General features: G+C 66.4%; 13 protein-coding genes. 10 read left to right on the top strand and 3 right to left on the bottom strand.

Annotated features, from left to right (window positions below):
• The first annotated feature begins 7 nt into the window (after positions 1-7).
• From QOL68_RS10335 to QOL68_RS10320, 4 genes are all read left to right on the top strand, one after another.
• Entirely contained in the window at positions 8-1,186 is a 1,179-nt protein-coding gene (locus tag QOL68_RS10335) for a DUF2059 domain-containing protein (RefSeq protein ID WP_282948342.1), read from the top strand.
• Positions 1,187-1,214: 28 nt separating this feature from the next.
• On the top strand, positions 1,215-5,744 hold the full coding sequence (gene gltB, locus QOL68_RS10330) for a glutamate synthase large subunit (RefSeq protein WP_282948344.1): 4,530 nt from the start codon (positions 1,215-1,217) through the stop codon (positions 5,742-5,744).
• 110 nt (positions 5,745-5,854) lie between these two features.
• On the top strand, positions 5,855-6,283 hold the full coding sequence (locus tag QOL68_RS10325) for a hypothetical protein (RefSeq protein ID WP_282948346.1): 429 nt from the start codon (positions 5,855-5,857) through the stop codon (positions 6,281-6,283).
• A 101-nt stretch (positions 6,284-6,384) separates the two neighbouring features.
• The gene (locus QOL68_RS10320) at positions 6,385-7,056 is read left to right on the top strand and encodes a glutathione S-transferase family protein (RefSeq protein ID WP_058457227.1); all 672 of its coding nucleotides are present in this window, start codon (positions 6,385-6,387) and stop codon (positions 7,054-7,056) included.
• A 14-nt stretch (positions 7,057-7,070) separates the two neighbouring features.
• On the opposite strand, the gene QOL68_RS10315 is transcribed toward QOL68_RS10320, so the two are convergent.
• The gene (locus QOL68_RS10315; protein WP_282948351.1) at positions 7,071-8,684 is read right to left on the bottom strand and encodes a DHA2 family efflux MFS transporter permease subunit; all 1,614 of its coding nucleotides are present in this window, start codon (positions 8,682-8,684) and stop codon (positions 7,071-7,073) included.
• A gap of 55 nt (positions 8,685-8,739) precedes the next feature.
• Between QOL68_RS10315 and QOL68_RS10310 the strand changes: the two genes are divergently transcribed.
• The 4 genes from QOL68_RS10310 (at position 8,740) to QOL68_RS10295 (ending at position 11,556) form a co-directional block, all read left to right on the top strand.
• Positions 8,740-9,333 carry a TetR/AcrR family transcriptional regulator gene (locus QOL68_RS10310; RefSeq protein ID WP_282948353.1) on the top strand — a complete coding sequence of 198 codons (594 nt, stop codon included), beginning with the start codon at positions 8,740-8,742 and terminating at the stop codon, positions 9,331-9,333.
• Positions 9,330-9,746 carry a PaaI family thioesterase gene (locus tag QOL68_RS10305; protein WP_058457224.1) on the top strand — a complete coding sequence of 139 codons (417 nt, stop codon included), beginning with the start codon at positions 9,330-9,332 and terminating at the stop codon, positions 9,744-9,746. Before QOL68_RS10310 ends, QOL68_RS10305 begins: the two co-directional genes overlap by 4 nt.
• The gene (locus tag QOL68_RS10300; protein ID WP_282948356.1) at positions 9,743-10,858 is read left to right on the top strand and encodes an HlyD family secretion protein; all 1,116 of its coding nucleotides are present in this window, start codon (positions 9,743-9,745) and stop codon (positions 10,856-10,858) included. Before QOL68_RS10305 ends, QOL68_RS10300 begins: the two co-directional genes overlap by 4 nt.
• Before the next feature lie 119 nt (positions 10,859-10,977).
• Positions 10,978-11,556: a septation protein IspZ gene (locus tag QOL68_RS10295; RefSeq protein ID WP_058457222.1), complete on the top strand. Its 579-nt coding sequence runs from the start codon at positions 10,978-10,980 to the stop codon at positions 11,554-11,556.
• Between the two features lie 34 nt (positions 11,557-11,590).
• Here the strand turns inward: QOL68_RS10295 and QOL68_RS10290 are convergent, their stop codons facing one another.
• Complete coding sequence (locus QOL68_RS10290) at positions 11,591-12,514, bottom strand: alpha/beta fold hydrolase (protein ID WP_282948358.1); 924 nt, start codon at positions 12,512-12,514, stop codon at positions 11,591-11,593.
• Positions 12,515-12,644: 130 nt separating this feature from the next.
• Positions 12,645-13,892 (bottom strand): aspartate kinase, encoded by a 1,248-nt coding sequence (locus QOL68_RS10285; protein ID WP_282948360.1) that lies wholly within the window; start codon positions 13,890-13,892, stop codon positions 12,645-12,647.
• Positions 13,893-14,051: 159 nt separating this feature from the next.
• On the opposite strand from QOL68_RS10285, the gene ubiG reads away from it, so the two are divergent.
• Both ubiG and QOL68_RS10275 read left to right on the top strand, forming a co-directional pair.
• Positions 14,052-14,777, top strand: coding sequence for a bifunctional 2-polyprenyl-6-hydroxyphenol methylase/3-demethylubiquinol 3-O-methyltransferase UbiG (gene ubiG / locus QOL68_RS10280; RefSeq protein WP_282948362.1), 726 nt, complete (start codon positions 14,052-14,054; stop codon positions 14,775-14,777).
• A gap of 81 nt (positions 14,778-14,858) precedes the next feature.
• On the top strand, positions 14,859-15,368 hold the full coding sequence (locus QOL68_RS10275; protein WP_283404294.1) for a YdeI/OmpD-associated family protein: 510 nt from the start codon (positions 14,859-14,861) through the stop codon (positions 15,366-15,368).
• Positions 15,369-15,442 lie beyond the last annotated feature (74 nt).

Genomic DNA, 15,442 nt, shown 5'->3' with positions numbered 1-15,442 from the left:
CATGTTTATGTCGAAATGGAAATCCGCGCTGCTCGCCGGCGCCATGCTGATCGTGCCTGCGCAGGCTTTTGCTGCGCCGAACAAGGAAGCGCCTGTCGTCGTTTTCGAACCTTCGCAGACGAAACCGGAGACGATTCCGGAGACCGAATATAACAGCGAGGCCGCAATGGCCGACGCCAAAGCGAAGATGCAGAAGGAGATCGACGAAGCGATCAAGCTGGTCGAGAAGATCTTCGGCACCGACAAGCTGCCACCCGTCGCGCCCGCACAGCTGGCGCTCGCGCAAACGACGACCACCGCGCTGATCCCGCCGGGCAGCCTCGAGAAGATGCTCGACAATCTCTACGGCAAGCTTTTCAAGGGCCTGCTCGGCGAGTTCGGCGGCATGTCCGACGTGATGTTGTCGATCAAGACCGGCGTCGACAGCGAAAAGATCGCGACGCTCGACGAGAAGAGCAAGACCGCGATCGCCGACCTGTTCGACCCCTATCGCAAGCAGCGCGAGGACCAGCTGATGACGGTCGTCAAGCCGTTGATCAGCGAAGCGCTCACCGACTTGGAAGGACCGATGCGGAGCGGGCTGGCGCACGCTTATGCGCGCAAATTCTCTGCCGCGCAGCTCGGCGAGATGAACGCCTTTTTCGCGACCCCGACGGGCAAGGCGTACAGCGCCGAATGGATGGCGCTCCAGGCCGATCCCGAGGTGATGCTGGCAATGATCAAGGCGGTGCCGCCGCTGGTCGGCAAGTTCATCGACCGCGGGCCCGAGATCGAAGGCAAGTTCAAGGCGCTGCCCAAGGAAAAGCAGCTTACCGACATGAGCGACGCCGAGCTGGCGAAACTCGCCAAGCTGATGAAGGTCGACGTCAAGACGCTGAAGGAAAACCGCGACGCGTGGAACAGCCCGCCGGTCGAGGACGCGGTCGAAGCAAGCGAGGATTGGGGCGCCGCCGATGCCGCCGCCGATGCTGCTGCGGCCGATGTCGCCGATGCCGCGGCAGCGGCTGCGGATGCGGCCGGTGAGGCAATCGACGACCCCGCGTTCGACCGCGCAAACTGGTCGGCCGCCGATCGCACCCACGTCGAACAGCTCGAGGAAGCGGCGAGCAGCGCCGCAAGCGCCGCCTATGATGCGCAGGAAGCGGCTATCGCCAACGCGCGCAAGAAGAAGCCATCCGGACAATAGAAGCGGCCGCGGCCGTCAGGAACTGTAAATGACCCACTACCCCACCCCCGATCACGCGCGGCTCGCCGAAAGCGGCATGTATCGCCCCGACATGGAATCCGATGCCTGCGGCGTCGGCATGGTCGCGGCGACCGACGGCAAGCCGTCGCGCCGCGTTGTCGAGGCGGCGATCGAAGCCTTGCGTGCCGTCTGGCACCGCGGCGCGGTCGACGCCGACGGCAAGACCGGGGATGGCGCGGGTATCCACGTCGACCTGCCGGTCCGCTTCTTCGACGATGCGATCGCGGCGTCGGGGCACAAGGTGCGCCCGAACCGCCTCGCCGTCGGCATGGTCTTCCTGCCGCGCACCGACCTTTCCGCGCAGGAAGAATGCCGCACGATCGTCGAGGCCGAGATCATCGATGCGGGCTACACCATCTATGGCTGGCGCCAGGTGCCGGTCGATGTATCGGTGATCGGCGACAAGGCGCAGCGCACGCGCCCCGAGATCGAGCAGATCATGATCGCCGGGCCCCTGCCCGACGAGCAGTCCGCCGCCGAGTTTGAAAAGCAGCTCTATCTCGTCCGCCGCCGCATCGAAAAGAAGGTGATCGCGGCGCAGATCGCCGACTTCTATGTCTGCAGCCTGTCGGCGCGCTCGATCATCTACAAGGGGCTGTTCCTTGCGGAGAGCCTCGCCGATTTCTATCCCGACCTCACGAACAAGCTGTTCGAAAGCCGCGTCGCCATCTTCCACCAGCGCTATTCGACCAACACCTTCCCGCAATGGTGGCTCGCCCAGCCCTTCCGTACCCTCGCCCATAATGGCGAGATCAACACGATCCGCGGCAACAAGAACTGGATGAAGAGCCACGAGATCAAGATGGCGAGCCTCGCCTTCGGCGAGCATTCGGAAGACATCAAGCCGGTGATCCCGGCGGGCGCCTCGGACACGGCCGCGCTCGATGCGGTGTTCGAGACGCTCTGCCGCGCCGGCCGCGATGCCCCGACCGCGAAGCTGATCCTTGTCCCCGAAGCCTGGGCGACCGACAGCGAAATGCCGCAAGCGCACAAGGCGATGTATAATTACCTCGCCAGCGTCATGGAGCCGTGGGACGGCCCCGCCGCGCTCGCGATGACCGACGGCCGCTGGGCGGTCGCGGGGATGGACCGCAATGCGCTGCGTCCGCTGCGCTACACGCTCACCGCCGAAAATCTGCTCGTCGTCGGGTCCGAAAGCGGCATGGTGCTGCTGCCCGAGGCGAGCATCCGCAAGAAGGGGCGCCTCGGCCCCGGTCAGATGATCGCCGTCGATCTCGAAGAGGGCACGCTCTACGAAGACCGCGCGATCAAGGACAAGATCGCCGGCGCGCATGATTATGGCGCGCGCGTGAAGGGCTTCCGCACCATGGCCGACCTGCCCAAGGGCGGCAAGTCGACTCTCGGCCAGTGGGACCGCAGCGAGCTGCTCCGCCGCCAGGTCGCTGCCGGCCTGACGATGGAGGATATGGAACTGATCCTCAGCCCGATGGTCGAGGATGCGAAGGAGGCCGTCGGCTCGATGGGCGACGACACCCCGCTCGCGGTCATCTCCGACAAGCCGCGCCACGTCGCGCAATTCTTCCGCCAGAATTTCAGCCAGGTCACAAACCCGCCGATCGACAGCTTGCGCGAACGGCATGTGATGAGCCTGAAGACGCGCTTCTCGAACCTCGCCAACATTCTCGACGAAAAGGGACAAAGCGCGCACGTCCTCGTGATCGACTCGCCCGTGCTCGTCGGCGACGACTGGGACCGTCTGCGCGCCTATTTCGGCGATGCCGTCGCCGACATCGACTGCACCTTCGCGGCCGGCGGCAACGCCTCGACGTTGCGCGACGCGATCGCGCGTATCCGCCGCGAGGCCGAGGATGCGGTGCGCGCAGGGCGCAGCGAGCTGTTCCTCTCGGACCAGAATATAGGCGAGACGCGCGTCGGCGTCGCCATGGTGCTCGCCGCCGCCGCGGTCCACACCCACCTCGTCCGCAAGGGCCTGCGCAGCTATGCCTCGATCAACGTGCGGTCGGCCGAGGTGCTCGACACCCACGCCTTTGCGGTGCTGATCGGGGTCGGCGCGACCACAGTCCACGCCTATCTCGCCGAGGCGGCGATCGCCGATCGCTGGACGCGCGGGCTGTTCGGCGGCGAGCTGTCGCTGGCCGACTGCCACGTCCGTTTCCGCAAGGCGATCGACGACGGCTTGCTCAAGATCATGGCGAAGATGGGGATCGCAGTGATCTCCAGCTATCGCGGCGGCTATAATTTCGAGGCCGTGGGCCTCAGCCGCGCGCTCGTCAACGACCTCTTCCCCGGAATGCCTGCGAAGATTTCGGGCGAGGGTTATCAGTCGCTTTTCATCAACGCGACCGAGAAGCATGAAGCGGCGTTCGACAAGCGCGTCACCGCGCTCCCCATCGGCGGCTTCTACCGCCAGCGCGCGGGCGGCGAAACGCACGCCTATTCGGCGCAGCTCATGCATTTGCTGCAGACGGCGGTCGCGACCGACAGCTATTCGACCTACCTGCAGTTTGCGCGCGGCGTTGCAGACCTGCCGCCGGTGTATCTGCGCGACCTTGTCGAGTTCAACTATCCGTCGCAGGGCGTCGCGCTCGACAGCGTCGAGGCGATCACCGAGATCCGCAAGCGCTTCGTCACCCCCGGCATGTCGCTCGGCGCGCTCTCGCCCGAGGCGCACGAAACGCTCGCGATCGCGATGAACCGCATCGGCGCCAAGGCCGTCTCCGGCGAAGGCGGCGAGGCGAGCGAGCGTTACCAGCCCTACGCCAATGGCGACAACGCCAACAGCAACATCAAGCAGATCGCGAGCGGCCGCTTTGGCGTCACTGCCGAATATCTCGGCGCGTGCGACGAGATCGAGATCAAGGTCGCGCAGGGTGCAAAGCCCGGCGAGGGCGGCCAGCTTCCGGGCTTCAAGGTGACCGAATTCATCGCGCGCCTGCGCCACTCGACCCCCGGCGTGATGCTAATCAGCCCACCGCCGCACCACGACATCTATTCGATCGAGGATCTGGCGCAGCTCATCTACGATCTGAAGCAGATCAATCCGAAAGCGCGCGTCGGCGTGAAGCTCGTCAGCTCGGCGGGCATCGGCACCGTCGCGGCGGGCGTCGCCAAGGCGCACGCCGATGTGATCCTCGTCTCGGGCAACACCGGCGGCACCGGCGCAAGCCCGCAGACCAGCGTCAAATATGCCGGCACGCCGTGGGAGATGGGGCTCAGCGAGGTCAATCAGGTCCTCACGCTCAACGGCCTGCGCCATCGCATCCGCCTGCGCACCGACGGCGGGCTCAAGACCGGCCGCGACATCGTGATCGCCGCGATCCTCGGCGCCGAGGAATATGGCATCGGGACGCTGAGCCTCGTCGCGATGGGCTGCATCATGGTGCGCCAGTGCCACAGCAACACCTGCCCTGTCGGCGTCTGCACGCAAGACGAGAAGCTGCGCGCGAAGTTCACCGGCAGCCCCGAGAAGGTCATCAACCTGATGACCTTCATCGCCGAGGAAGTGCGCGAAATCCTCGCCAAGCTCGGCTGCCGCAGCCTCGACGAGGTGATCGGCCGCACCGAGCTGCTGCGGCAGGTCAGCCGCGGCGCCGAACATCTCGACGACCTCGACCTCAACCCGATCCTCGCGAAGGTCGACGCGCCGGATGATCAGCGTCGTTCGCAGGGCCCGAACTTCCGCAACCCCGTCCCCGACAGCCTCGACGCGCAGATCCTGAGCGACGCCAAGCCGCTGTTCGAGCGCGGCGAACGGATGCAGCTCACCTACAATGTCCGCAACACGCACCGCGCCGTCGGAACGCGCCTGTCGGCCGAGGTCACCGCGCGCTTCGGGATGAACGGGCTCGCCGACGATCATGTGCAGGTGCGCCTCCGCGGCACCGCGGGCCAGTCGCTCGGCGCCTTCCTGTGCAGCGGCATCACGCTCGAGGTATTCGGCGACGCGAACGACTATGTCGGCAAGGGTCTGTCGGGCGGCCGCATCGTCGTGCGCCCGACGGTATCGAGCCCGCTCGTCAGCCAGCACAACAGCATCGTCGGGAACACCGTCCTCTATGGCGCGACCGCGGGCACCCTGCTCGCGGCGGGTCAGGCGGGCGAGCGCTTCGCGGTCCGCAACTCGGGCGCCAAGGTTGTCGTCGAGGGCTGCGGCGCGAACGGATGCGAATATATGACCGGCGGCACCGCGGTGATCCTCGGCCCGGTGGGGTCGAACTTCGGCGCGGGGATGACCGGCGGCATGGCCTTCATCCTCGACACTGACGGCAGCTTCGAGGGCCGCGCCAACGGCGAATCGATCATCTGGCAGCGGATCGCGAGCAGCCATTGGGAAGGCGTGCTGAAGGAGCTGGTCGAGGACCATGCGCGCGCGACGGGCAGCAAATGGTCGGCCGAAATCCTCGCCGACTGGGACCGCTGGCGGGACCAGTTCTGGCAGGTGTGTCCCAAGGAAATGCTCAGCCGCCTGACGCAACCGCTGAACGAGGAAGAGGTCGTGGTCGAAGCGGCGGAGTAGTTCGTCGTACGAAGGATACGGTTCGCCGCACCCCCAAAAGATGTTCAGCCGCGCGAAAGCGTCGGCCCGCTAGACGCGCGGATCGATCGTCGTGTCCGAAAGGATATACCATGCGCCTGACCATCGCTGCCCTCCCCCTGCTCGCGCTTGCCGCGCCGCTGCCGGCGACCGCCGCCGACCGCGAGGTCGCGGGCGCCGTCGCGACGCTGAACGACCCGGCGACGCAGGAACGGATGGCCGACACCGTGACCGCACTGGTCGCCGCGTTGATGCAGATGCCGGTCGGGCCGCTCGCCGATGCCGTCGCGCGCATCGACCCGGCGTCGCGCGCTGCCGACATTCCGCCCGACGCCACCGTCGGCGACATCGCGGGCCATGACCCGGCCTATGCCGAACGCATGGGCGCCGATGTCCGCGCGGGGACGCGGATGGCGGGACAGGCCGCCTCGGCGCTCGCAGCCTATGCCCCGGTCCTCAAGGACATGGCGCGCGACCTCGCCGCGCAATGGGAGCGCGAACGCGCCGCCGCGCGCCGCTAGGGGGAACGCGAGCGCGAAGCCGCACGCCGCTAGGAACTTAGTCCACAGACATGCGCCTATAGGCGTTGCACGCAGCGCCCGCCTGCCGCTATGCGGTAAGCATGTGGCAGCTCTATCAATTCCCGCTCTGTCCGTTTTCGCGCAAGATCCGGCTCCTGCTGGGCGAGAAGGGCGTCGGCTATGAGCTGGTGCGCGAATCGCCGTGGGAGCGCCGCGACGAATTCATCGACCTCAATCCCGCCGGGCGCACCCCCGTGATGGTCGATCAGGCGCGCGGGCAGGTGTTGATCGACAGCAACGCCATAGCCGAATATTTCGAGGAGACCGTCGAGGGCAAGGCGATGATCAACGGCACCGCCGCTAATCGCGCCGAGATCCGCCGCCTCGTCGCCTGGTTCGACCAGGATTTCTATTTCGAGGTTACCGGGCCTTTGCTCTTCGAGCGGATGCAGAAGCGCATCGTCCACCGCCAGCCCCCCGATGCCGGCGCGCTGCGCGAGGCGATGAAGGCCGCGAACCAGCATCTCGACTATATCGATTATCTGATCGACCATCGCACCTGGCTCGCCGGCGCGACGATGAGCCTCGCCGACCTGGCGGCGGCGGCGCACATCTCGGTCGCCGACTATCTCGGCGGCATCGACTGGACGGGGCACGAGCAGACGAAGGGCTGGTATTCGGGCCTCAAGTCGCGCCCGAGCTTCCGCCCGCTGCTCGCCGAGCGGATGGAGATCGTGACCCCGCCCAAATATTACGAGGATGTCGACTTCTAGGGAAGCGGATCGCGCTAGTGCGCGTCGGTCGGCGCCGCGCCGCCGATCGGCGGGGGCTTGCAAAAGGGCACCATGGCCAGCGCCGCAAGGAACAAATAGGACATCAGGCGGAAGACGTCGTCGAAGGCCAGCGTCAGCGCCTCGCGCCCGATGATCCGACCTAGCGTTCCCTCTGCCATCTGCTGCGCGAGTGCGGGGTCGGACACATAGCGGCCGATGCTTTGCGCCAAGCCCGCGGCCGCCTCGTTCGCGGCATCGGCCGAACGCCCGAGCGCTTCGGAGAGGCGCAGCATGTGGAGCCGCATATTGTCGCCGAGCCAGGTATTGACGAGCGCAATCCCGATCGCCCCGCCAAGGTTGCGCATCAGGTTGAACAGCCCCGACGCGTAGCGCAGCTCGGGCCCCTCGAAATTGCCGAGCGCGAGCCCGACCGACGGGACGATGCAGAGCATGATCGCGAAACTGCGCACGACCTGCGGCCAGAAGAGCGCGGCGAAGCCCCATTCGGGGGTCATGAAGCTGAACATCCAGAGGCCGACCGCGAAGAGCGTGAGCCCGAAGGTGATGACGATGCGCTGGTCGACGCGCTGCGACAGCGCGGCGGCGATCGGCACGCCGAGCAATTGCGCGAGACCCGCGACGAACACCGTCGTCCCGATCTCCGACGCATTATAGCCCTGCACGCGGCCAAGATAGATCGGGATCAGATAGGTGCTGGCATAGAGACCGAAGCCGATGACGAGGTTGAAAAGGCAGGCGAAGGCGAAGGTTGGAACGCGGAATGGCGACAGCTTGACGATCGGCCCGTCCGAGCGGAACGAGCGTTCGAGAAACAGGGCGAAGGCGACGAACGACACCCACGCGCCGATCGCGATCTCGGGCTCGCTGAACCAGTCGTGCTTCGGCCCTTCCTCCAGCACGAATTCCAGCCCCGCAAGGAACACCGCCATCGAGGCGAGATGCACCCAGTCGATCCGGCGCAGCATCGGCAGGTTCGGCTTGTCGACGCGAACGAGCGCCAGAATCATCAGCGTCACCATCGCGCCCGGCAAGACATTGATGAAGAAGACCCAGCGCCAGCCGAGCGCGTCGGTGATCCAGCCACCCACCGTCGGGCCCAACGTCGGCGCAAGCACCGACACCATGCCGAGGATCGCGGGGATCATCGCGCGCTGCTTGCCCTGAAAGAGCATATAGCCCGTGGCGAACACCGTCGGGATCATCGCGCCGCCGACGAAGCCTTGCACAGCGCGGAACAGGATCATCGATTCGATGCTCCACGCCATGCCGCAGAGGATGCTTGCGATGGTGAACAACCCCGCCGACGCCGCGAACAGCCACCGCGTCGACAGCGCCTGCGCGAGAAAGGCTGAAAAGGGGATCATCACCAGCTCGGCCATCAGATAGGCGGTCTGCACCCAGCTGATTTCGTCGGGCCCGGCGCTGAGTCCCGCCTGCACCTCGTTGAGCGATGCCGCGACGATCTGGATGTCGATCAGCGCCATGAACTGGCCGAACGCCATCACCGCAAAGATCAGATATTTCCGGGCGTTGGGCATCGCCGCCGGATCGAACGGCGCATCGGGCACGGCGGGCGACTGCCCGGGGGAGAGGGGAATGGAGGCCATGGGTCTTGTGTCCTGTCGTCTTTATATTATATGCGTCATATAAAAGGAGACGCAAGTGCGCTATTCAAGCGACCACAAGGCCGAGACCCGTGAGCGGGTGCTGAAAGAGGCGGCGAACGAGATCCGCGCCAAAGGACCCGACAATGTCGCGGTATCGGGCATCATGGCGCGTGCCGGGCTGACCCACGGCGGCTTCTATGCCCATTTCCCGTCGAAGGATGCGCTGGTGAAGGAAGCGATCGGGACCATGTTCGCCGACGCGCGCGCGCGTAGCGACAAGATCGACGCCGACGGCGATCCGCGCGACGTCCTGCGCGCCTATATCGATTTCTATCTTTCACCCGCGCATCGCGATCGGCGCGATCGCGGTTGCCCGCTGCCGACGCTCTCGGGCGATTTTGCCCGCTCGCGACCCGAAACGCGCCAGCGCTTCGGTGCCGGGGTGGTCGGTATCGCGACCCGTCTCGCGGCCCCGCTCGCGAAGCTTGGATATGTCGATCCCGACGCCGAGGCGCACGCGCTATTGGCCCAACTCGTCGGCGGCGTCGCGCTTGCGCGTGCGGTCGGCGATGCCGCCCTGTCCGACGCTCTGCTCGCCGATACCCATGCCAGCATCGTCCGCCGCTATTCGCTGGAGACCGCGCAATGACGCTCGCCAAGGTGCAGGGGCTGATCGCGAGCGGCGGCCGCCCGCCGATCGGCGAGACGCTGGGCTTCCAGCTCGTCGAGGCCGGCGATGGCTGGGCGGCATTCGAGGGCGTTCCCGGGCCCGAACATTATAACCCGATGGGGATCGTCCACGGCGGCTATGCCGCGACCCTGCTCGATTCCGCCTGCGGGATCGCGGTGGTGACGAAACTCGCCGACGATCAGGCGATGACCACGCTCGAACTCAAGACCTCCTATCTCAAGGCGATGACCGGCAAGACCGGAAAGGTGCGCGCCGAAGGACGCGTGATCTCGGTCGGCCGCCGCGTCGCCTATGTCGAGGCAAAGCTGACCGATGCCGAGGGGCGGCTCTATGCGACGGCAACCTCGACCCTGCTGGTGATGCAGCCATGAACGCGCCCGTGACGATCGAGGCCGAAGTCGCCGCACCCACGCGCCGCCGGATCGCAGTGCCCCAAAAGGCGTGGAAGGTCGGGCTGTTCGCGCTTGCGATCGCCGCCCTCGGCATCTGGTGGCTCGTCTCGCCCGCGACCGCCGAATCGACCGACAACGCTTATCTGCAAGCCGATTCGAGCGAGGTTGCGCCGCGCGTCGGCGGGCTCGTCACCGCGGTGCTGGTGAAGGACAATCAGGCTGTTCGCGCAGGCGATCCGCTCGTCCGCATCGACGTGCGCGATTATGATTCGCGCGTGATGGCGGCCGAGGCCGCTGTCGCCGACGCCGACGCGCAGGTCGCGACCGCGCGCGCCACCCTTGCGTCGCTCGGCGCCGAACAGAAGCTTGCCGCCGCGCACATCCGCTCGATGAACACGCAGATCGCCGCCGCCGACGCCGAATATGCGCGCGCGGCCGCCGACCGGAAACGCTATGACGCGCTGCTGATCGACGGCTTCGTGCCCAAGCGCGATGCCGAACAGGTGTCGGCGAACGCGGTGAGCGCGGCCTCGGCGGCACAGCGTTCGCGCGCCGACCTCGGCGCCAGCGTCGAAGCGGCCGCGGTGACGCGCGCCAAGGGGCCGATCCTCGCAGCGCAGGTGCAGGCGGCCGAAGCCACCGCGGCGAAGGCCCGCGCCGCGCTCGCGTTGGCGAAGCTCGATCGCGGCCATACGCTGGTTACGGCGCCGATCGACGGCGTCGTCGGCAATCGCCGCATCCAGGTCGGCGACTATGTCCAGCCGGGCTCGCGCCTGCTGACCGTGGTTCCCGTAAAATCGATCTACGTCACCGCCAATTTCAAGGAAACGCAGACGCGCGAGATGCGTCCGGGACAGAAGGCCGATATCTATGTCGACGCGCTGGGGCAGACCTTGACCGGCACGGTCGAAAGCCTCGCGCCGGGATCGGGCAGCGAGTTCACGCTGCTGCCCTTCGAACCCGGATCGGGCAATTTCACCAAGATCGTCCAGCGCGTCGGGGTGCGCATCCGACTCGATCCGGGGCAGGCGGCGCTGGCGCAACTACGGCCGGGGCTGTCGGTGACGGCGAAGGTGCGCCTGCGCGACTGACCGCGTCGAAGCATCGTTTCGGCGCGGCTCATGTTAACAACGTAAATTTCACCTTGACCCGGCGTCGTCCGTCGATCAATGTTTACATCGGCAACATTGAGTCGCGAAAGGATCGGCGGATGAGGACGCTGCTTTACGCCATCGGGCCGATGATCTTCGATTCGCTGGGCATCATCGTGTTTGCGGTGCTGCTAGCGCTCGGCGCCGACATCGTCGCCGCCACGGTTGCCGGCACCGCGGTGGCCGTCGCCGTCGTCGGCTATGAGGCGCTGCGCGGCCACAAGATCGCGGCGCTGCAATGGATCAGCCTCGCCTCGGTCCTCCTCGCTGCCGCCGCGACGCTGACGACAGGCGATCCGCGCTTCGTGATGGCGAAGCCGACGATCGTCTATCTGATCGTCGGAACGGTGATGCTGCGCCGCGGCTGGCTCGACCGCTATATCCCGCCCGAACAGAAGGCGCTGGTCGGCGACGTCATGGACCGCTTCGGCATGATCTGGTCGGCGCTGATGTTCCTTAGCGCCGGGCTCAACCTGATCGTCGCGGTATTCTTCACCGAGTGGTGGCCGCTGTTCATTGCGGTATTCCCGCTTGCCTCGAAATTCGGCCTGTTCGCGATCCACATCGCGGTTGTGCACGTCACCGGCCAGAATCGGCTGCGCCGCCGCGCGGGCGGGCTGCAGCCCGCAGCGGAGTGAGGCCTGTGCTCGCAATGACCCTCGGGGGCTGAAGCTACGCGGCGTTCAGAAAGTCGACGACCATCTTCACCGTCGCTTCGGGTTGTTCTTCCATCAGCCAATGCCCGGAATCGGCTATGACACCTTCGCGGACATCGGTCGCGGCGGACCGCATGACGAGCGCCATCGTCGGACCGAACGACTTGGCGCCGCCGATTCCCAAGACGGGCATCGTCAGCCTTTTACCCGTGGCGAGCCAAGCGCGATTGTCGATCGCATCCTGATCGAAGGCTGCAAATTGTGCGAACCCCGAATGCATGGCGCCCGGAAGCGCATAAAGGCGCGCATAATGTTCGCGCGATGCTTCGTCGAATTTCTTCGGATCGGCGGAAAATTCGTTCCAGAAACGATCGAGGTAGATGCGCTCGCGGCCGGCGACCAAGCGTTCCATATCGGGGCCGCCGAAGCGGAAATGCCACAGCAGCGGGTTCTTTAAAATCTCCTCCCACGGCCCGACGCCCGGAACCGGCGCGTCGAGAAGTGCGAAGCGCGTCACGCGACCGGGGTTTTGCGTCGCGAGCGCGAAGCCGACCATATTGCCGATGTCGTGGGTGACGAGCGCGAACTTGTCGATCTTGAGCTGGTCGAGAATCGCCGCGATGTCGCGGCCCTGCGTCGCCTTGTCATACCCCCCGTCGGGATGCGCCGACAGCCCCATGCCGCGCAGGTCGGGGACGACGACCGTGTGATCCTTCATCAGCGCGGCGGCGAGCGGCACCCACATGTCTCCCGTCTCACCATAGCCGTGAAGCAGGACGACCGCCGGGCCTGCGCCACCTACGCGGACGTGCAGCGTCGTGCCGTTGGCGGCCATGTCCCGCGACTGGAATGCTGCCGGGAAGGGTGGCACCTGCGCCATCGCGGGCAGGCTCATCAGCCCGAGCGACAATGCCGCAAGCAATCTGCCAGAATTTTTCATGGGCCAGCTCCCCGATCGAAGCCGGCCAGCGCCGCTTCAGGCAGTCAACATGCTCTGAAGGATGATTTTACGCAAGGCCCGGCTCGACCCGGCGTCCGTCTGGCCGGGGGCGACACTTCGACGTTCCGTCTTATTCGGCGTCGAGCCCGTACGCCGTGTGCAGTACGCGCACCGCGAGTTCGGTTTCGTCCTCGTCGATCAACACGCTGACCTTGATCTCGCTGGTCGAGATCGCCTGGATGTTGATGCCGCGGTCGGCGAGCGCGCGGAACATCGTGCTCGCGACGCCTGCGTGGCTTTTCATGCCAACGCCGACGACGCTGATCTTCGCCACCTTGTCGTCGCTGATGATCCGGTTGAAGCCGATTTTGTCCTTCGCGCCTTCGAGCAGGTCGATCGAACGCAGCAGGTCGGTTCCCGGAACGGTGAACGTCACGTCCGTCTCGCCCTTGTCGCGGCCGACATTCTGGATGATCATATCGACGTTGATCCCCGCCGCGGCGAGCGGGCCGAAGATCGTCGCGACGGCGCCAGGCCGGTCGGGGACGCGGGTGACGATGACCTTCGCTTCATTCTTGTCGTGGGCGATGCCGGTGATCAGCTGCCGTTCCATCTGATGTTCCTCTATTTCCTCGTCGCTGACGATCATCGTGCCTCGGGCGGGAGCCTCGTCGCCCTCGACGAAGCTGGACAGCACCTGCACGCGCACGCCCATCTTCATCGCGAGCCCGACCGACCGGGTCTGGAGCACTTTCGCGCCGACGCTCGCGAGTTCGAGCATTTCTTCATAGGTCACAAAGTCGAGCTTGCGCGCGCGCGCGACGATGCGCGGGTCGGTGGTATAGACGCCATCGACGTCGGTATAGATATCGCAGCGATCGGCCTTCACCGCCGCCGCGACCGCGACCGCGCTGGTGTCCGAGCCGCCGCGGCCCAATGTCGAGACGCGACCGTCGTCCATCATTCCCTGGAAGCCGGGGATCACCGCGACCTCGCCCTTCCCCATCGCTGCGAGAAGCGCGCCGGTGTCGATGTCGAGGATGCGCGCGCGGGCGTGCGCTTCCTCGGTGCGGATCGGGAGCTGCCAGCCGAGCCAGCTGCGCGCGGGAACGCCCATCGCCTGAAGCGTGAGTGCGAGCAGTCCCGACGTCACCTGCTCGCCCGCGGCGACGACGACGTCATATTCGGCGGGGTCGTAGCGCGGGTTCGCCTCGCGGCAGAAATTGACGAGCCGGTCGGTTTCGCCCGCCATCGCCGAGACGACGACGGCGACCTCGTTGCCGTTTGCGACTTCGCGGGCGACAAGCCGCGCCACGGTGCGAATCCGCTCGGTGCCCGCCATCGACGTGCCCCCGAATTTCATCACGATCCGCGCCATCTCGCCCCGCTTTCCTGAACTGGTTTCGTCCGCAACTTTCCCTTGGGTTTCTGCGGCGTCCGGCTGTTAAGCAAGGGGGCGGACGATGGCAAGCGCGCGAACGCGTGCACAGGATAGAATTTCTTGCACCCGCGAAGGCACAGTGCCAAATCGCTGGGCATGAGCGCCCAAACGATCAATCCGAACGAAGCCGCCCATTTCGGCGCTCTTGCCGCCGACTGGTGGGATCCGCACGGATCGTCGGCGATGCTGCACAAGCTGGGTCCGGTGCGCCTCGCCTACATCCGCGGCCAGATCGACGCGCATTGGCACGTCGACGCCCGCGAACGCTTTCCGCTCAAGGGCCGCACCGCGATCGACGTCGGTTGCGGCGCCGGGCTGCTCGCCGAGCCGCTGGCGCGGATGGGGGCGCAGGTCACTGGCGTCGACGCGGCGCCGGAGAATATCGCCGCCGCGCTGGACCATGCGGCGGGACAGGGGCTCGCGATCCGCTATCACGCGGGCGAGCTCGCGGCGCTGCCGCCCGCGACCTTCGATCTCGTCACGTCGATGGAGGTCGTCGAACATGTCACCGACCCTGCCGCCTTCATCGCCGAGCTGGCGGCGCGGCTCGCGCCCGGCGGATTGATGATCCTGTCGACGCCGAACCGCACTGCGCTATCGAAGCTGCTGCTCGTCGAAGCCGCCGAGCGGATCGGCGCGGTTCCGCGCGGGACGCACGACTGGGACCAGTTTCTGAAGCCCGAAGAGCTCACCCGATTGATCGAGGACGCGGGACTCGAGGTCATCGACCGCACCGGCCTGTCGCCCTCACCCGCCAGGGGCTTCAAGCTCGGCGGCAGCGAGGCGCTGAACTATCTCGTCGCGGCGAGGCACCGGGTGTGAGCCGCGACCCGCGCGTCGATGCTTATATCGCGGCGGCGCAGCCTTTCGCCCAGCCGATCCTCAGACACCTGCGCGGAGCTGGTGCACCACCATGCGCCGGGCGCGGAAGAGACACTGAAGTGGAGCGTGCCGCATTTCATCCTGAACGATCAAAATTTGGCAGGCATGGCGGCGTTCAAGGGCCATGCGACCTTCGGCTTCTGGCGCGACGAGGAGGTGACGGGGTCGCCGCGTGACACGGGCGCGATGGGCAGCATGGGGCGCCTTGCGACGCTCGCCGACCTGCCATCGGACGAACAGCTGGCGGCCTGGATCGCGAAGGCAGCGGCACTCTGTGCCGAAGCAAAGCCGAAGCGACCCAAGCCTGCGCCGAAACCGGCGCTCGAGGTGCCCGCCGACCTCGGCACGGCGCTGGCGGCCAATGCCGCCGCGCAGGGCCATTGGGACGCCTTCTCGGCCGGCAAGCGCCGCGACTATATCGAATGGGTGCTGGAGGCGAAGCGCGAGGAGACCCGCGCGAAACGCATCGAGACGATCGTCGCGCTGGTCGCCGAGGGCAAGGACCGCCACTGGAAGTACAAGAGCTGCTGACCCTGTCGCCTTGAGCCAAAAAAGTAGACCCGCCCCCAGGCCCATGTCCCCGGGGGCGGGTCGCGACCCGTCGT

The sequence above is a fragment of the Sphingopyxis sp. Geo25 genome (assembly GCF_949769135.1).
Classification (GTDB): domain Bacteria; phylum Pseudomonadota; class Alphaproteobacteria; order Sphingomonadales; family Sphingomonadaceae; genus Sphingopyxis.
This window is presented reverse-complemented; position numbering and strand designations above follow the sequence as displayed.